Origin of the sequence: Mastigocoleus testarum BC008, assembly GCF_001456025.1 — a bacterium.
Taxonomy (GTDB): Bacteria; Cyanobacteriota; Cyanobacteriia; order Cyanobacteriales; family Nostocaceae; genus Mastigocoleus; species Mastigocoleus testarum.
Genome location: NZ_LMTZ01000089.1, coordinates 30,973 through 48,645 on the forward strand (window position 1 = coordinate 30,973; position 17,673 = coordinate 48,645).

At 37.1% G+C, this 17,673-nt stretch carries 16 protein-coding genes; 5 read left to right on the forward strand and 11 right to left on the reverse strand.

Annotation, left to right across the window (positions count from 1 at the left end):
- Positions 1-28: 28 nt before the first annotated feature.
- The 3 genes from BC008_RS16780 (at position 29) to BC008_RS16790 (ending at position 3,579) form a co-directional block, all read left to right on the forward strand.
- Positions 29-2,497 (forward strand): HEAT repeat domain-containing protein, encoded by a 2,469-nt coding sequence (locus BC008_RS16780; RefSeq protein WP_058183715.1) that lies wholly within the window; start codon positions 29-31, stop codon positions 2,495-2,497.
- Positions 2,498-2,562: 65 nt separating this feature from the next.
- Positions 2,563-2,877 (forward strand): hypothetical protein, encoded by a 315-nt coding sequence (locus tag BC008_RS16785; protein ID WP_201026135.1) that lies wholly within the window; start codon positions 2,563-2,565, stop codon positions 2,875-2,877.
- Between the two features lie 108 nt (positions 2,878-2,985).
- On the forward strand, positions 2,986-3,579 hold the full coding sequence (locus BC008_RS16790) for a Uma2 family endonuclease (protein WP_027840149.1): 594 nt from the start codon (positions 2,986-2,988) through the stop codon (positions 3,577-3,579).
- Between the two features lie 81 nt (positions 3,580-3,660).
- On the opposite strand, the gene BC008_RS16795 is transcribed toward BC008_RS16790, so the two are convergent.
- The 4 genes from BC008_RS16795 to BC008_RS16810 all read right to left on the reverse strand — a co-directional run bounded on the left by BC008_RS16795 (position 3,661) and on the right by BC008_RS16810 (position 6,485).
- Positions 3,661-4,359: a pyridoxamine 5'-phosphate oxidase family protein gene (locus BC008_RS16795; protein WP_027840150.1), complete on the reverse strand. Its 699-nt coding sequence runs from the start codon at positions 4,357-4,359 to the stop codon at positions 3,661-3,663.
- Positions 4,360-4,560: 201 nt separating this feature from the next.
- Positions 4,561-5,049, reverse strand: coding sequence for a GNAT family N-acetyltransferase (locus BC008_RS16800; RefSeq protein ID WP_027840151.1), 489 nt, complete (start codon positions 5,047-5,049; stop codon positions 4,561-4,563).
- A gap of 147 nt (positions 5,050-5,196) precedes the next feature.
- Positions 5,197-5,682, reverse strand: a complete 486-nt coding sequence (locus BC008_RS16805) for a GNAT family N-acetyltransferase (protein ID WP_027840152.1) — start codon at positions 5,680-5,682, stop codon at positions 5,197-5,199.
- A 17-nt stretch (positions 5,683-5,699) separates the two neighbouring features.
- Positions 5,700-6,485: an MOSC domain-containing protein gene (locus tag BC008_RS16810; RefSeq protein ID WP_027840153.1), complete on the reverse strand. Its 786-nt coding sequence runs from the start codon at positions 6,483-6,485 to the stop codon at positions 5,700-5,702.
- A 195-nt stretch (positions 6,486-6,680) separates the two neighbouring features.
- Here BC008_RS16810 and pdxR point away from each other — a divergent pair, with 195 nt between their 5' ends.
- Both pdxR and BC008_RS16820 read left to right on the forward strand, forming a co-directional pair.
- Positions 6,681-8,162, forward strand: a complete 1,482-nt coding sequence (gene pdxR, locus BC008_RS16815) for a MocR-like pyridoxine biosynthesis transcription factor PdxR (RefSeq protein ID WP_027840154.1) — start codon at positions 6,681-6,683, stop codon at positions 8,160-8,162.
- A 475-nt stretch (positions 8,163-8,637) separates the two neighbouring features.
- Positions 8,638-9,594, forward strand: coding sequence for an alpha/beta fold hydrolase (locus tag BC008_RS16820; protein WP_027840155.1), 957 nt, complete (start codon positions 8,638-8,640; stop codon positions 9,592-9,594).
- Positions 9,595-9,916: 322 nt separating this feature from the next.
- Here BC008_RS16820 and BC008_RS52475 read toward each other — a convergent pair whose 3' ends face one another.
- The 7 genes from BC008_RS52475 to BC008_RS16855 all read right to left on the reverse strand — a co-directional run bounded on the left by BC008_RS52475 (position 9,917) and on the right by BC008_RS16855 (position 17,368).
- Positions 9,917-11,668 (reverse strand): phycobilisome rod-core linker polypeptide, encoded by a 1,752-nt coding sequence (locus tag BC008_RS52475; protein WP_058183702.1) that lies wholly within the window; start codon positions 11,666-11,668, stop codon positions 9,917-9,919.
- Between the two features lie 431 nt (positions 11,669-12,099).
- Positions 12,100-12,432 carry a hypothetical protein gene (locus BC008_RS16830; RefSeq protein ID WP_058183703.1) on the reverse strand — a complete coding sequence of 111 codons (333 nt, stop codon included), beginning with the start codon at positions 12,430-12,432 and terminating at the stop codon, positions 12,100-12,102.
- A gap of 677 nt (positions 12,433-13,109) precedes the next feature.
- The gene (locus tag BC008_RS16835; RefSeq protein WP_027840156.1) at positions 13,110-13,337 is read right to left on the reverse strand and encodes a phycobilisome linker polypeptide; all 228 of its coding nucleotides are present in this window, start codon (positions 13,335-13,337) and stop codon (positions 13,110-13,112) included.
- Positions 13,338-13,612: 275 nt separating this feature from the next.
- Positions 13,613-14,374, reverse strand: coding sequence for a phycobilisome rod-core linker polypeptide (locus BC008_RS16840; RefSeq protein WP_027840157.1), 762 nt, complete (start codon positions 14,372-14,374; stop codon positions 13,613-13,615).
- A 250-nt stretch (positions 14,375-14,624) separates the two neighbouring features.
- Entirely contained in the window at positions 14,625-15,377 is a 753-nt protein-coding gene (locus tag BC008_RS16845) for a phycobilisome rod-core linker polypeptide (RefSeq protein ID WP_027840158.1), read from the reverse strand.
- A 38-nt stretch (positions 15,378-15,415) separates the two neighbouring features.
- A complete protein-coding gene (locus BC008_RS16850; RefSeq protein ID WP_027840159.1) occupies positions 15,416-16,285 on the reverse strand; it encodes a phycobilisome linker polypeptide in 870 nt (289 codons plus the stop codon).
- 387 nt (positions 16,286-16,672) lie between these two features.
- The gene (locus BC008_RS16855; RefSeq protein ID WP_235595883.1) at positions 16,673-17,368 is read right to left on the reverse strand and encodes an ankyrin repeat domain-containing protein; all 696 of its coding nucleotides are present in this window, start codon (positions 17,366-17,368) and stop codon (positions 16,673-16,675) included.
- Between the last annotated feature and the right edge of the window lie 305 nt (positions 17,369-17,673).

Genomic DNA, 17,673 nt, shown 5'->3' on the forward strand with positions numbered 1-17,673 from the left:
TTTTCCCATGACTGGAGTTAACAATTTCATGAGAACGCAAACTATCAGGCGATTACTAAAGGCGTCACTGAAAGTAGCTGTGTTGTTTGTGATGATATTCTGGTTATGGACTGGAAATAGTTGGGCACAAATCACTACTAATACAAAGATTGAACCCTTAATTGAAAAATTAGCAAGCAAGAATGCTAGATTTACTGATGCTGCTGATGCTTTGGTTAATATCGGTGAACCTGCTGTTGGAGCTTTAATCGAAGCTTTGAAAAACGAAGATAGTAACCTACGTTGGCGCGCAGCTTCGGTATTAAGTGATATTGGTGTAGAAGCAGCACCTGCAGTTGAAGCCTTGACATTAGCATTACAGGATGACGACCCACAAGTTCGACTTTATGCGACTATTGCTTTAGGAAATATTGGTGAAGCAGCAAAACCTGCAGTACCCTCATTAATTGCAGCTTTGCAGGATAAGGAACAATATGTACGAATTTATGCACCATCAGCACTACGAAAAATTGGTGTAGAAGCTAAAGTCGCAGTTCCGGCATTAATTGGGGCGTTAAAAGATAATAATATTGGAGTACGTCTAAATGCTGCTTATGCTTTAGGAGCAATGGGAAGCGACGCTTCATCTGCAATCCCGAATCTAATTAAATTGCTTGACGATGAAAAATCTTATGTACGTCATGCTGCTGTTAAAGGTTTAGGAGGTATCGCCGCAGGTTTTCAGGACGAAGCTAGTAAACTTTCTAGTAGCAAGTTAGCACATGTAATATCAGATTTCGAACCAGTTCTAAAAACTCTGGAAGAAAACGAAAATAATAAATTTACCCTAGAAGAAATTGTCCGTATACGTCGTCCCCTCAATGCAATTAAAGCTGAAAAAGAAACTCGTTTATTCGATAAGGGTTCGGAGTGGGTACTACAACATAAGTTACTTTTGGGAATTGCTGCTTACATTACTTTGCTGCCATTACTATGGTTGATTATGCTCAGGGTGACACCATTGTGGCTATTAAAAATTAATAATGCCCTAAAACCCTACACAGATTTTTCTCTTCCACTTATCAGCATCAACGTTCCCCTCAGGTATGTATTATTTGTCGGTTGGTTTCACTACCACCCAAAAGTACTTGATGCTTGGGTTGCAAAATATATCAAATCTGTGCGGGAGCAGTTTCCTAAAAAAGATACTGTTAGTTATCGCTCTTGCTATATTCCTATCCCTGTAGTTCTCGAAGGTAATACCGTTCCCCAACTAACTTCGGAAAATCTGCATCCGACCTTCAATAAACAGCGTACTTGCATACTAATTAATGGGGAAGGTGGTATTGGTAAAACTAGTTTAGCTTGTCAAATTGCTAACTGGGCAATGGCAGAGGAAAAGGAAAAACGTCTCTGCGAACATTTGATGTTACCAATCTTTTTAGAAGAGGAATTTCGGGAAGTTGAAGATAAATCAAGTCTATTGGAAGCAATTCGGGGACAGTTGCAAGCCTTAATTGATGAACCAGAGCCAATTTGCGAGGAGTTACTGATTCCTTTGTTAAGAAAGCGACGCATTTTAGTTATTGTTGATCGCTTCTCCGAATTAAGTGCTGATACCCGAGATGCAATTCAACCAGAATCTCCTAATTTTCCTGTCAATGCATTGATAATTACTTCCCGAATTGAAGAAAAATTGGGAAGGGTAAATAAAACAGTCATTAAACCCCTGCGAATAGAAGCAAATAAGCTGTCTTCATTTATGGAAGCTTATTTAACCCTGCGGGACAAACGGGATAAATTTACAGACCAAGAATTTTTTGATGCTTGTAACCGCCTTTCCTTAATGATTGGCGAGCGTAATATTACTGTCTTGCTGGCTAAACTTTATGCCGAACAATTAATTGCTAATGTTGATATGCAGCAGGAAAATTCATTACCTGAAAATGTTCCCAGCCTGATGTTAGGTTATCTGAATGAAGTTAACCGCGACGTGACTGAAGATAACTTAGACGATCGTACAGTTCACCAAGATATGAAAGCGATCGCTTGGGAATGTTTGCAGGAAAATTATCAGCCAGGAAACGCTAAACTCAATGATGCGATCGATGCACTGTCGGATATGGGTATTGATGAGCCTGAAGTGCATCTTGATTATTTAGAAAATCGTTTACACCTGATTCAAACTATAGGTTACGCTAAAGACGAAATTCGTTTTTGTTTGGATCCTTTAGCTGAATATTTAGCAGGTTTGTATGTGGTAGAAGCCCTTGGTGATAATAATGGTAAATGGCGCTCTGATTTCTTTAAACAAGTTGACGATTTAGTAAAGAAAGGGGCGCAAGATAATATCAAAGGTTTTTTATTAGCGGTAAGAGATTCCTATTTATCTAAGATTAATAATGCGAAAGAATCCGATTTTGTTCCGCAGAAGTTGGGTAAATTAACAGAAGTTGAAAATTCAGGGAATAACTCCGGGAATAATTCAGAAAAAACTATTCAATCAGCCTGCTCTTAATAGTTTTAATTATTTTTAGTGCGGGGTTATATTACTAAAAATAAGCTATCTAATCTAAATCCAAAATGTCTATTAGCAAAGACCTAGAAGATTATTGGGAGGGGATGAAAGCATACGATAAATGTCATCTCCCAACTATTAATTCTCAATGGCAAGCATTTTATGATGAATTAAGAGAATTTGTAGAAGCACCAAACATTGGAGAAGCATGGGATATTTTACATTCAGGTGGGAGATTATTTTGGAAGCTAACAGGTATTCCATTGCAATTGTTAGCTATTCCTACTGTATCTAAACACGGTCAGCGTTATGGGATGTATGGTTGTATCCGCAGTCAGCGTAATTGTGAAGGGAAATGCTGTTCTAAATTAAATCAATAATTTCAGTTAAGCAAAACTCATTTTCGTCATAAAAATCGGATTCCCAGACTCAAATGGATTGGCTCATAATGAACTTACAATAAAACTAGTTTTTCTCACCTAAAAACAATGGTCGTATCCCCCCAATCCTTTTATCTAACTCCAGAAGAATACCTTCAAATGGAGGAAAAAAGTGATATTAAACATGAATACATCAATGGTTACGCCTATGCGATGGCGGGTGCTAGTGACTCCCATGTTACTATCGCATTAAACCTCGCTACACTTCTTCGTAATCATGTTCGCGGTTCCGGTTGTCGAGTATATATTTCCGACATGAAAGCCCGGATCGAAAAACAAAATCGCTACTATTATCCTGACGTAATGGTCAGTTGTGACGAACAGGATAAAGAAAACACTACATTTAAAAAGTTTCCTTGCTTAATTATTGAAGTTTTATCTGATTCTACCGAAGCTTTTGATCGAGGAGATAAATTTGCTGATTATCAACTATTAGAAACTTTGCAAGAATATGTTGTAATTAACACTAAACGTCAAAGGGTTGAGTGTTTTCGGCGCAATAATGAAGGACTTTGGGTTTTGCAGTCTTACACATCAGCAAACAAATTATTTCAGCTGCAAAGCATTAATTTTGAAGGGGAAATGAATGCACTGTATGAAGATGTAATATTTCCTGAAACTACACTGGAAGAACCTAATTAATATTATTCAAAACAGCAAATAGCAGACTCATTATTAAATTATGCAAGCCTCTTTAAACAAGTTCTGCTGTTTGAGTTTCCACTACGAAAACGAATTAACTCGATCGCGAGTGTATTTTTCCACGTAATCAGGTACAACCATACCTTCAAGTAAGCGATCGTCAGCAATAGCTTGACCTGCAACTAGCTTCAAAGGTAAAACACCCGCCCATACAGGTAAATTATAGTCAGCTTCATCATCTATGGGCATTCCCGTTCTAACTTTTGCTGATGCTTCATTTAAAGGTAAGGAAAGTACTAAAGTTCCTTGTAATTCTGCACGGTTGGGCGATCTAACTTCTCCCCATCTCCCAGATATTATCTGTTCGGTAAAGGCTTCTAATGCTTGCAATTTCTCCTCTGGATCTTTAACTATTTCTGCTGTACCAAAAACAACTACAGAACGATAGTTCATGGAAAGGTGAAATGCAGAACGTGCTAGCACTAACCCATCAAGTAAAGTAACCGTAACGCAAACTTCGATACCTTGAGATAGGGAGCGCAACATTCGACTTGCAGGAGAACCATGAATATAAATTTTATCTCCAACTCTCCCAAAGGCTGTGGGAATTACGAATGGTTGGTTATCCACAATAAATCCCACGTGACAAATTAATGCTTCATCTAAAATGTCATAAATTACTTGACGTTCATAATTCCCACGTTTTGGTACTCGTTTAACTTGACTGCGTTGGGTAGGAGTCAGTTTTTCTGAATCGATTTGTTTTTTTGAAGTATTCATAACTATGATGTAATTTCAATTTTTTTGGTGTTACTTAACTATTAACTGAAATTGAAAAATAGCAAAAAGTTGTTATCGATAGGCTAAATTCGATGCAGTTTTCCTGCAATGTATATCTGCACCTATAGCGAATTAAGAATCTATGAACAAAAATCTACTGCAGAGATTTAACACTTTCATATCTTCATAGCATTTCAAAATCTATTGGTACGAATTCTGAGAAATTGCTTCAATATCCAAGCGACATAGTCTAGCTTTTTGAATAATCTTTGCACCTATCCTTTGATAAAATTTGATTCCTCTTTCATTTTGTGCAGCTACAGTCCAATCAATTCTGCCACAACCTTTTAATTGTGCAATTTTACACAAATTCTGGATTAAACCTTCACCAATCCCTTTACTTCGGTATTCGGTCTTGATGTATAGATCGTCTAACCAAATACAAGGTTTCGCCAAGAATGTTGAATATGTAAAGTGATAAGTAGCAAAACCAACCAAATTACGATCTATCTCGGCTACAAGAACGAATGCAAGTGGTTTTTGACCAAATAAATCGTCTTTCAGTTTTTCAGGTGTTGTTTGTACGGATTCAGCACACCCATCAAATTCAGCTTTTAAGCAGATTAATTCCATAATGCTGGAAATATCTCTGTTCTCTGCATCTCGGATTGCAATATTTTTCTGTATCATGATTTACTAATTCAGGTTGAGAATGCCTACCCTAACGACTAAAAAAGAAGGGTTATGGCGCTACGCGCAAGTCATTACATTAGCGGATCCGCTAATGACTTATGTCCGTAGGACACGCTTTACTAATGACTTACTCTCTTGGAGAACTCACATCTGAGTCAAATCTAAATGCATTGCATTACTGTTAATAAAACCTAAACCTTCATACACAGGTTTACCTTCTGGTGAAGCGTTAAGAACTGCTCTGGTACAACCAATTTCCTGCAAATATTCGATTGTTTTTCTAGTTAATTTTCTAGCTATTCCTTGTCTGCGATAAGGCTTTTCCACATACACACCCCAAATATATCCGTATTTGCGATACTCTGGTTTTAAAGCATTTGGGTACAAACCTGCAAAAAGTTGACAACTTGCAGAACCTACAATTACACCATCAACAAGAGCAACAAATCCCTGGTAAAACAAATTTTGTCGAGCTTGTTCGATAAAAGTAAGAGTATTATCTTCCCAGTCGGAATGAATTAAGTCTTCAGGAACTCCCACATCTAGCCACATTTCGTAAAAGTGCTTAGCAATGAGGAAATCTTCCCGTACAGTTGTTTCTCTAATGACAACCTGTTTTCCTGCTTCCATGTTTAAAATATGATGAATTATGTTAGTAAATTCACTTTGTCACCTACTCGAATAATTTGATTTTCAGTTCCTAAACTCGCCAATCTGGTATTCACGGTGAGTTTATAAAAATGGTCGAAACGGGATGTTGTTACCCATTGAGGCAAAGTTTCTTGGCGCTTAGTAATAAATATTTTTTGGAATTTGGGATGAGTTTTACCTGTAACAGCATCTCTAGCGAAAACGATACAACGCTGACAGGGATTAACTCCTAAAAAATTCAGATTCCCAATTTGAAATGGAACAACATCCCCTGTTTCCGAAAATAATCTATCTTCCCAAAAAGCTGGAATCCCATCAATTTCGATGGTACTGCGCAATTGACGACGTACGTCATTTTCATCTAAATGAGAATACCAAGAAGCTACTTCTTTTAGGGTTCCATTACTAACTATTGTTGGACCAGTTGACACAGTATCGTCAGGGAAACCTGTCAATAAGTTTTGCCTCACTTTGACTGTAAAACCAAAAAAACTACTTAGCCACCCTTCTAAAGCAGGTTTTTCTGCTTCTAAATTAAAGCTTTGTTCTTCATCACTCCCTTGGATTTGTAAAGAAATAACTTTAGATTCCAAAATAAATTTTGTCCGTAACTGATGAACCTTGGGATTGCGCTTACCATTGACAAACTTACCTTGTTCGTCAAACATTGCAAATTCCCGATCGCCTTGAAGTGCACCACTCGGAAGAACGGATGCTTCCTTAACTTCAACTCCATCAAGGGATTTGATCGGATAGATGCAAATCTTGCTTACAGTAGGCATACTCGAGGGCTTCATAAAAGCTCAAAATTACTAACATTACTTTTTAGTTCACTTTAACTTTATTGGTATCTATACAGAATAAGTTAATTTCCTTATTGGTTTGTTACAAGAGCCAATTTTGTTTTTTAGTGCCAGTCCACTTTGCTTTAATAGTTAATAGCGAGGAAACAGAAAAATAAATCAAAAATGGGAAATATGGAGGTGGCAATCGCACTTGATAGCAGTTCTTCAAAACCGCTATACCAGCAAATTTATGAGGAACTGCGTCAAGCAATTCTTAAGGGAAGACTACCTCCTGGAAGCCAGATCCCCTCCACAAGGTCTCTATCTAAATCTTTAGGAATTTCTCGTTTTACTATCACCCAAAGCTACGAGCAGCTCAATAGTGAAGGTTATTTAGAAACTATTGTTGGTAGCGGCACTTTTGTTTGCAAGCAACTACCCGATGAACTGCTGCACTCAACTCCGATTGAATCTTTTAGTAAAGTTATCCAGAATCCAATTAAATTATCCCGCTATGGTAGAATTTTAATCTATGCTGATAATGTTGCAAAAATCGATGATTCTCCACTGACAATCAAATTCCGCTTTGGGCGTCCAGCTTTTGACCAATTCCCTATCGAATTATGGCGTAGATTACTATCGCGTTACTGTAGTGCTGACCAAAATTGGTTGGACTATTCAATAGACCCTTTGGGCTATAGACCTTTAAGGGAACAAATTGCTAATTATTTATCGCGCTCCCGTGCTGTGAATTGTGAACCAGACCGGATACTGATTACCAATGGTACACAGCAAGCACTTGACCTAATTCTACGTTTGTTAATCGAACCGGAAGAGATTATTGCCATAGAAGATCCTGGTTATTTAAGTGCAAGATTAATATTCCAAACCCACGGTGCTCACATTTTACCAATTGGCGTCGATGAGTCTGGTTTAATCGTTGAACAAATACAAAAATTGACATCATCAAATATTCGGCTAGTTTATGTTACCCCTTCCCATCAATTTCCCACCGGCGCAGTTTTATCCCTATCCCGACGTTTACAACTATTGGCTTGGGCACAACAGAACGGTACCCTAATCATTGAAGATGATTATGATAGCGAATATCGCTACAATGGACGACCAATCCCCGCATTGCAAGGATTGGACAGAGGTTCTTGTGTACTTTATGTGGGAACATTCTCCAAGGTTCTTTTTCCTTCTTTACGGATAGGGTATCTAGTTTTACCAAAGAGCTTAGTCTCTATATTTACCCGTGCTAAATGGTTGAGCGGTCGTCACTTACCAATCCTGGAACAACAAGTACTTGCAGAGTTTATTAAAGCCGGACATCTAGAAAGACATATTCGAAAAATGCGATCGCTATATGACCAACGTCGCCAAACTTTAGTCCAAGCATTGAAGGATTATTTTGGCAAAAGAGCAACAATTTTAGGAGATCAAGCTGGGATCCATCTTATGGTCTGCTTACAAACAGATTTAAGGGACGAAGAAATAATTCACCGTGCAGCAGAAGTCAATGTGGAAATGACACCTGCGAGCCCCAATTACCTAAATCTAGACTCAAAAGGTAACAATTCCAGAGGTGAATTTATCTTTGGTTATGGAGAATTAACTAAGCAACAACTTCAAGAAGGTATTCGCAGATTAGCTAAAATTCTCATCACTTAATGTTTCCATTTGTCTAAATTTTAGTAACTGGTTTAGTAACTGGTAAATAATAATACCATTTAATAGGGTCGTGAGCCACAAATACTACGTAGTATTAAAAAAAATGCTACATCTTAAGATTTTGTATGATTTCCCGTAGTCTAAGTCTTAACCTCCTAATTAAAAGCTTTTTATCGAACTTGCTTATCCGGAAAATTTGGGGGAAATCTCTAATTATGAGGTTTTATTTAAGAATATTTATAAATGCCGGATGTTTATAAGTTTGTATAGAAAAGATTGACTAGGAATATGATGTTCGGTCGATTCAGTTACCTATCATTTTGTAGAACCCCACCCCAAGAGTATTTAAATTTTCCTCCCCGATTTTTGGGAGGCTTATTGGGGAGGGGTTTCTTCGTTGATGGGTATCATCTGACTGAATGGTGTGAGGACAACAACTAGACGTTATTACAGGAACCTGTCAGGAAACACAACTGTGGCAAACACGTTAAAATTTTACTTTTTTCGTCGCAAACAGCTACTTATCTTTTTCGGATTTCTGATATTTATTTACACCTGTGCATGTTCATTTCTATTTGCACACCAACGGTACTTAATATTTCGCCCTAGCCCGGAACTTCAAACATTACCAAGTTCTCCGGAAGTTAAGAAAGTGCGCATACCAATTACAAACTCTAAAAGTGAATATTTAAGTGGTTGGTGGTTCGATGCACCATTATCTGAGGAGAAAATCAATGTAGCTACAAATGAACCTGCAAAAAATGTAGTCACAAATGAACCTGCAAAAATAGTCAGATCGCCCAAAACGATATTGTATTTTTGTGGTGCTGCTGGTAATAAAAGTTTCCGTTCTCAGGTCAAAAAATTTGAGGAGTTACGAAAATTAGGATTTTCGGTTTTGGTTATTGATTACCGGGGTTTTGGTGAAAGTGAAGGTAAACAATATCCTAATGAATCCCAGTTTTATCAAGATAGTCAAACAGCTTGGAATTACTTGGTAAAAAATCGAAATATTCAACCTAAAGATATTGTGATTTATGGAGAATCTTTGGGAGGAGCAATTGCGATAGATTTAGCAGTTAAACATCCTGAAGTGGGTGGACTAATTATCCAAAGCTCATTTACCTCAATGGCAAAAACAATCAAACATCATAATTTGTTCTCCTTGTTTCCCGTTGATTTATTGCTCACGCAACGATTTAACTCAATCTCCAAAGTCCCTTACTTAAAAGTACCTGTTTTATTTATCCATGGAACTGCTGACACTGTCGTCCCCTATCAGATGAGTAAAGAGCTACATGATGCAGCGCCAGTACCAAAAAAACTATTACTCATCCCCCAGGTCGGACACTTTGATGTTTACGAGAATAGTAGTACATCCTACTTGCGTGGAATCAAAAAATTTACAAAAGGTATAGAATCTCGCCAATAAAAATAGCTTATCTGCGTAATGTAAAACAGCTTATGTAAAACAGAATTTGAGAAAAAATCATAAAAACTTTTGACACTATATAAGTTCTATGATTTGGAACGTCGACCTTTCTCACGAGTCAATTATACTTATAGAGTCAAACTTGTAGAGCAAATCTCCCATTCTAGAGACGCGTCACAGCATGACTCGGAGGTCATCATTTTGCGTCTCTAGAAGCGATTGAGAACCTCAAAAAAGAAAGCTAAATTTAGTAGATACGTACTTAATTGAGGTTTATTTAACTAGAAAAACTTAGCTAGAAAAGATTTGACTAGAAAAAGATCTAACTAGAAAAAACCCGACCGCGCCATTTATTCAGGCGAGCTTCACCAATAGTAGCAAAACGACGAGCATCAGCAATTTGTGCTTCTAATGAATTAATTTCAGTTTTTTGGACTTCTAATTGCTGTTGTAAGGACAGGTTATCTTTGTTGCTATCCCCAATAGCAGCAGATTGCCAGCTACTATTAAGTTGTGCTGCACCAATAGTTGCAAATGGACTCAGTTCGGAAAGTTGAGCTTTTAAAGCACTTATTTGTTTTTCTTGCTCTTCTATTTTTTGCTGTAATTCTCTTTCTTCTTGCAGACGTTGTGCTGCATACAAATTAATTTTCGCTGCTGAATCTGCTTTAGGTTTGAACACCTTCGCCAAAATAGCATCAACATCGCTGACTTTTTGCTTACCAAAGGGAGTATTGCGAATTAATGATCGTATTAATCGAGGTTTATTAGGAGAAGTAAGTTCTTTATCACTACTAGAATTACTACGCAACAGTTGGAACATATTGGTAAAACCAATCATTGTTTTACCTGGTTCGGAATTGTAACCCCGGTAAAAAGGTACTATGTTCTCCCCAAAGGCGTTGATATACTCGTCGCTATCGATGTAAGAATCTATATCCGCCTCAAAACCTTCTGAATCTAAAATTGCACTATGAAATTTCATTTCATCATAACTACCTGGTGCGCGACCAAGTAAATGTTTAAAATTCAATTCAATTGCTCGATAGCGATAACAGTTGTCAAAAAAGCGCGATCGATACAATTCTGATTTAGCTACTTGACGAACAAATTCTCGCACGCTGCTAAAGCCATTTCTAAGTTGAGATTCTGGAACTACAAGTCTCTCACTTTCCATCACATAAGCGTTACCTAATACTTGACGGTATACTGCCTGAATGACTATTTCAATATCATCAGGCGAATCACCAGATATAAATTCTATTGGTTCTGTCCTTTGAAAAGCTTGATATTGTTGTTGTCTAATTTCATCTTCCACCAGAACTGTTGAGTTTTCTTTTTTGCTGGTAGCTATTGATAAAGTTTTTTGCTGGTTAAGCTTGAGAATATCAGCTACTAGTTTGTTGATATCTGTAAGTTGAGGATAAGTAGAAGGACCAGTTAGAGGAATAACAGTTAATGGACTGTTGGTCATCAGGGATTTATTTAAACCTGAGTAAGTAGCTAATACGCTGGATTTATCACTGCTAGCATTACCCTTAAGTAACTGGAAAAGGTGACCAAATCCCAATATATTTCTTCCTGATTGGGTTTTATAACCCCGATAATAGGGAACTGTATTTTCACCAAAGCACTTACTGTACTCTTCACTATCAAGATAAGAATCAATTTCGGCTTCAACGCCAGATTCCTGTAACAATCTGATGTGATACTGCATTTCAGCATGATCGTTAGGTGCGCGACCAAGTAAATGCTTACAATTGAGTTCTATAAAGCGATAACGAGGATAATTATCAAAAAAGCGCGAACTGTATAACTCTGATTTAGCTATTTGACGGACAAATTCACGTACAGTTATCTCACCATTTTTTAATTGTGATTCCGGAACTTTAAGCCGTTCGCTTTCCATAATGTGGGCATTACCCAAAACTTGCTTGTATACTGCACGAATTAAGGTTTCAAATTCCGTTTCTGAGTACCCTGTTCTATATTCTAATGGTTCTAAGTCTTCAAAAAAACCAATACCTAATTTTGAGGCGCGACCGATCGCAGGATTGATAAAAGTACTTACCATTGAAACTATCTCCAAAAATCTTTTAATTTAAAGTTCGGCCTTCAAATATCTATTATTTATGTATCAATTTTTAGTTTTTTAATTAGTTAAAATTTCTAACAATATAATTTTTTAGTGGAAAAATTAGCTTTTATTATTTTTTTATTTCAAATCAAAAATAGCCAATTTCCACAAACAGCTTAGTCTCAAAAGTCATCCTAAACACTTTAGGTATATTTATATCTAAAAGAGGAATAATATAAATTATCTTCTGCCTGGAAGTAGAAAAATATTAATTTATATTAATTTCATAAATTATTGGATTTTATTCGTAAGTGTTGGGGCAAAAAATTAAATCAAATTACATCTTAAATAATCAAATAGTTATCAATTAAAATTACGACAAACTAAATTAATTAAAACCGAATTTTTTAGATATAACTTGAATTAAATCATCCACGTTCGTCAAATCGAGTATAGAAAGCACCATACTTAATCCAATACTGTTTTAAATCGTGATGGGGAGTATGCAAACTAGCTTTTGCTTGATATAAAATCACTTGGCGGTGATTTCCCATCCAAATTTTGTTAATTGGTTCTACAGATATTAAACTTCCTCCTAGAGAGGTTACGCATTCTGTAAATCTTTCAACAGTACTGTATTCAACTGTCTGAAAAATAAAAAAATTACCGGAACAAATTAAGTGGCGACTACGAATCCAACATCGCATCTTTTTTTCAGCCAGTGGCGGTAACATTTTAGGTTGTTCTGAATGTAAATACATGATTGCTAGGAACTCGCGTCAGGTACTTTCAAAGTAAAACTGGCTGGTGATTTTTCAGACTTAAAAGTTCTGTTATTTGAGCCCCATATTTATTTCCCTACTTTAATTTTAAACCTTAAATTTTGGGTTTAGGCTTAAAATGTAAACTTAAAATTCTAAGCTTGAGGGTAACGGGGTAAAGATATTCTATTTACTTTAATCCGATTGAATTTAAGCTTATTGATTTAAATTACTGTAATGTTGTAATCTGACTTTACCAATTTTAGAAAATTGGTAAATAACGAATTTTTCTCTCCACTTTCGATCAACAAATAATTTTCTCCGGTCCAAAATTATAAGATTTACAAATTTTTAATACTGTTACTTCATCAACAGTAAATATCTAAAATATTAATTCTAGAAAGTGCTGATTTAAAAGAAGTAAATTTCAAAGTCAGTAAATCTCAAATAACAAGCATGACAGAGTAATCGCTACTGTACGAAGCAACTTGTCAGAAATTTCGTAATTTTGGTTACAAAAGTGCTGATCGCAAAAAGTTATAATTTTAAAGGATTCCTTGGCAAAAGGTTATATGATATAGCCTCCAGCCAAGGCAAGGTTTAGATAGTATAGGAATTGACCCATACACCCAACCGTGTATTTTATGTTAAATTTCTGTACCTTTCTAGATAGAGCTTCATTCAGATTCTGTTGCTCCAACAGATGAAGTTGCTCTAATGCTAACAATCTTCTGACCCATACGGATGATTTGCCGCACTTTTTCAGGCATTCGATTATAAGGAACTTTGAGAGTATAATTACTTTTACGCACTAGATAATTCAACGCACCAGTTACTTCAATGATGATGATGCGACTATTATAATCACTTAAGTCGGCAGTACCAGTGGTTAGTATACCAGACATCAAATCGCCTCAAAATAACATTTATTTTTCTTAAGTCTTAGCATCAAGTGCTACAGTATTTCTCCTCATCTACTGAGGGGATACAAGTTAAAGACAAAGAAAAAATTAAAATGACGATGTTTGAAGAATTACATGTATTCTCTAAGCAAGAAGCAAGTGCAATCTGAATTATCCTCGCTTTAAGAAGAAAATGCAGAAATTACTTTGGGTAAGTTTTGAGCATTCTCAAAGTTTTCCCCTCAAGATTCCTAATTAGCAATCTAAAACTTCACAAACTAAGCAACCTCAGCAATGCTGACGATTTTCCCACCCATTTTGTGAATATTTTGAATCTTCTCGGACATGCGAGTATAATCTACCACGTATTCCATTTTACTCAAGCGAGGTCTTGGACCCACAGCACTCTTGGAAACCTTAATCAAGAAGCGTTTACCAGTGTTGCTGACAGCGCCAGAAGCTCCACTCGGAGCCTTAATAGCTGTTGATAAATTACTACCTAAAGACGTAATTAATTTTGCTTTTGTGTCGCGGTCGCTACTAGCCATTCCCCTTGCCAAAGCAAATGTGCGGTTAAATGCAATATTCTTTACACCTGTTTGAGTACTAGTACTACGAAGATAAGGAACTACATTTTCGCCAAAATTTAGCTGATATTCATCGCTATCGATATAAGAATTAATTTCGGCATCATATCCATGTTCGTTATAAATACAAACATGTTCAGAAATTTCCGATTGGTCTTGAGGTGCTCGACCAAGGAAATGCTTGAAGTTCAATTCAATAAATCTGTATTGAGAAGAAGAATTGAAAAACAAAGCTCTGTACAGTTCTGATTTACCTACAATGCGCACAAAATCGCGTACAGATATGGAACCATCTCGTAACAATGACTCAGCACTACTGAGGCGCTGACCTTCCATTAAATGCTGATTGCCTAAGACCTGTTTATAAACAGTCCGAATAATTATTTGTAAATCGTCCTCATTTGCATCTTGACGTAGTTCTGCTGCGGTAGAAGCTGTAGCCCAAAGTGACATTCTTGATACTCCTCCAACGATAATAATTTGTTTTCAGATACAGATCTAGTTTAGACTAATATCTAATTTGATTTATATCTAATTTATTTTATACGTAGTATCTAACGTCCAGGAGCTAGGTGTCAAAAGTTACGACTGATAATTTACGATCTATTAATAGACGATCTGTGATGTGGGTTTTTGTAATTTCCCAATCTACGAATTAAAAGCCTCAACTTCTCACTCCTAACTCCTGATTTTGTTTTAAGACCTAGGAAATCTCTTCAATGCTGACAATTTTGCCACTGGTACGATTGATCCGCTGAATTGTTGGTGTCATTTTAGTTGCGGAAACAATGTACTCAGTTGTGCTTTTACGGCGTGGGCTGTCAAATTTAGAACCTGTAACCAAAATCTTGAACCTTTTTTCGGTGCTAGCAGCACTGTTACTAGGCTTAATTTTGATACTAGAATTAGCCGCAACCGAGTAAACTAACTTTGAGCCTTTAACAGCCTTAGAAGTTTCTGCAGCACCTCTTACAATTCCAAATATTCGGTTGTAAGAGATTTGTTTTTGCCCTACTTGGCTAATATTACCCCGGTAGAAGGGGACAATATTTTCGCCAAAAGCATCGGAATATTCAGCACTGTCGATGTAAGAGTCGATCTCAGCATCGTATCCAGCTTCATTACAACGCCGGATATGTTCGGAAACTTCTGCTTGATCTTGGGGAGCGCGACCCAATAAATGCTTGAAGTTAAGTTCTACGAAGCGATAGGGTGCTGAAGTCTCAAAAAAGCGCGCCCGATACATATCAGATTTTGCAACAGCACGTACAAATTCCCGTACTGTAATAGCGCGATCACGTAATTGTGATTCAGCACTTACTAGCCGTTCGCTCTCCATCACATGAGCGTTACCTAAAACTTGCTTGTAGACGGAGCGAAAAACTAATTCTAATTCTTCCAAGGAACTATTTTGCCATAGTTCCACAGTTGGATAATCCAATACTGTACTTGCCATTTCCTAATCTTCCCAAATTTAATTTGCAAACAGATCGTTTAGTTGATAGGAGTAATACTCGCGATTACGCCGCCCATCTTGTGAATCCGCTTGTATTCGTCCGAAAGCTTATCAAAGGGTACGATAAAGACTTGATTAGATCTGCGGAACTTGGAAATCCGATTTACCGCTTTTGCTCGGTAGCCAGTAACCTCAATGCGATATGATTTACCATCAGCAGTTGCTCCAACACCATGACGGCTCCGAGAACCAAGTGCTGGATTTTGGAAAGACCAACCGCTTGTAGCACCACTAGGTGGCACAATTGGGGTAGGAGTATTATTTATGACTAAAGAATTTAGTCTTGGCTTTTTACCAGCCAAATTACCTTTTAAATCGCTACTGGAAGCACCACGCAAAAGTTGGAACATGTGAGTAAACTCAACCATGCTCTGGCCGTTGCGGGTTTTATAGCCACGAATGTAAGGTACAATGTATTCCCCGTAGGTGTCTTGGTACTCATCACTATCGAGGTAAGAATCTATCTCGTCCTCAAAGGTACCCGCATCCAAAATCGCACTGTGAGCTTTCATCTCGTCATAGCTATCAGGAGCGCGACCGAGAAGATGTTTGAAATTCAATTCAATAGCTCGATAGCGGGGACAGCTATCAAAAAAGCGCGAACGGTACAAATCAGATTTTGCGACTTGACGTACAAATTCGCGAACGCTAATGTCTCCATTTTTTAATTGCGATTCAGGTACAGGCAATCTTTCGCTTTCCATAACATAAGCGTTGCCTAAAACTTGCCTATAAACTGCTTTAATGATGATTTCTTTATCATCAGCAGAGCAACCAGGGCACATTTCAACTCGGTCTGAATCCTCAAACAGAGCTACCCCGAGTCTAGATGCTGGTCCGAAAGCCATTCAAACTATCTCCCAGTTAATAACGGTGTTTTCTTGAGAAAGTATTACAAAAATGCGAACAAACTTCATATATCGAAACAAAATCCCAGAATTAATATTCTGAAAAAACACTATAGTAACGATAATTTTAGTTTTTGAAGCTATTCACATCTTTCTTTTCCTTTTTAATTCTTATACGACGTCGAAGCTATATTTATTAAAAATTATTAATTTTAATGATGCTTTTACATATTAATTTAATTTTTTGAAAGACAAGAAAGGTGAAAGTGCCAAACAACCCTCCTGAACACCATGGAAGATATAGCCCTAGATTAATAATTTAGACTTATGCTGGGTTCCAAATTAATAAGATAAATAAAGAAACATTTCCAGTTTATAACTGTTTACTTATTCTTTAGCTCCAGCACGTTTTAATAATTCAATTGTTGCAAAAGATGCAGCATTTTTTGCTTCCTTTAAAGCAGTACTTCCCCAACGATTTCGAGCACTTACATCTGCACCATTTTCCAGTAATACTGCAACTGTTGCAGTCGCCCCCCGTGCTGCTGCCATCATCAAAGGTGTCCAACCAACAACATTTGCCGTATTTACATAAGCACCATAATCAATTAGAGTTTGAGTTGTGTATGCGTGGCCGTTCTCGGCTGCTAAGTACAAAGCTGTATCGCCAATAAAATTAGTGACATTTATGTCTGCGCCCCATGCAATTAGTAATTCCACTAATTCTGTATGTCCTTGGCGCGCAAGTGACATTAAAGCAGTTTCTCCATAGTGGTTCGTGACACTAATATCTGCACCTTTATGAACTAATGCTGCCACTATATCTGGGTAATTTGATTCTGCAGCATAGAGTACGGCTGTATAGTCAGAATCATTTTTGATATTTACGTCTGCATCAGCAGCCAGCAAATGATGCACTATATTTAAGTAACCTTCGGAAGCCGCCATCATCAAAGCAGTTGTTTTCCCCCGACCCGAGGCATTCACATCAACACCTTCAGACAATAAAATATTTACTTTCTCAATATCACCTCGAATTGCAGCTAAAATCAGTTGCTCGTTTGCCGGTATAGATTCATCCACTAGTAAAAACCCCCAAGGGCAAAATCCCTAAATACTATCCCCATCAGTCACTAGTAACTTTTAGGACAAGTAGAAAGGATTTGATACGTGCTACCTGTTATAGCACCACCCACTTCAGGAAGGTAGACTAATAAAATTTTATTGAAAATTTTCAACGATGCCATTCGGCTCAACTTCCCGATTTTACAATGAAACAATATTACAGATTATTGCTAGTATAGAAAAAAAGATTGCTAAATCTTCTAGGCTAAATATTAATAGAGCAATTGTCATTTAACTGTTTGCTGGTACGCTAATTGTCATTT

What these genes read in the sequence shown, in the direction of transcription:
- BC008_RS16780 (WP_058183715.1), top strand. Translation starts at nt 29, where the DNA reads ATGAGAACGCAAACTATCAGGCGATTACTAAAGGCGTCACTGAAAGTA.
- BC008_RS16785 (WP_201026135.1), top strand. Translation starts at nt 2,563, where the DNA reads ATGTCTATTAGCAAAGACCTAGAAGATTATTGGGAGGGGATGAAAGCA.
- BC008_RS16790 (WP_027840149.1), top strand. Translation starts at nt 2,986, where the DNA reads ATGGTCGTATCCCCCCAATCCTTTTATCTAACTCCAGAAGAATACCTT.
- BC008_RS16795 (WP_027840150.1), bottom strand. Translation starts at nt 4,359, where the DNA reads ATGAATACTTCAAAAAAACAAATCGATTCAGAAAAACTGACTCCTACC.
- BC008_RS16800 (WP_027840151.1), bottom strand. Translation starts at nt 5,049, where the DNA reads ATGATACAGAAAAATATTGCAATCCGAGATGCAGAGAACAGAGATATT.
- BC008_RS16805 (WP_027840152.1), bottom strand. Translation starts at nt 5,682, where the DNA reads ATGGAAGCAGGAAAACAGGTTGTCATTAGAGAAACAACTGTACGGGAA.
- BC008_RS16810 (WP_027840153.1), bottom strand. Translation starts at nt 6,485, where the DNA reads ATGCCTACTGTAAGCAAGATTTGCATCTATCCGATCAAATCCCTTGAT.
- pdxR (WP_027840154.1), top strand. Translation starts at nt 6,681, where the DNA reads ATGGAGGTGGCAATCGCACTTGATAGCAGTTCTTCAAAACCGCTATAC.
- BC008_RS52475 (WP_058183702.1), bottom strand. Translation starts at nt 11,668, where the DNA reads ATGGTAAGTACTTTTATCAATCCTGCGATCGGTCGCGCCTCAAAATTA.
- BC008_RS16830 (WP_058183703.1), bottom strand. Translation starts at nt 12,432, where the DNA reads ATGTATTTACATTCAGAACAACCTAAAATGTTACCGCCACTGGCTGAA.
- BC008_RS16835 (WP_027840156.1), bottom strand. Translation starts at nt 13,337, where the DNA reads ATGTCTGGTATACTAACCACTGGTACTGCCGACTTAAGTGATTATAAT.
- BC008_RS16840 (WP_027840157.1), bottom strand. Translation starts at nt 14,374, where the DNA reads ATGTCACTTTGGGCTACAGCTTCTACCGCAGCAGAACTACGTCAAGAT.
- BC008_RS16845 (WP_027840158.1), bottom strand. Translation starts at nt 15,377, where the DNA reads ATGGCAAGTACAGTATTGGATTATCCAACTGTGGAACTATGGCAAAAT.
- BC008_RS16850 (WP_027840159.1), bottom strand. Translation starts at nt 16,285, where the DNA reads ATGGCTTTCGGACCAGCATCTAGACTCGGGGTAGCTCTGTTTGAGGAT.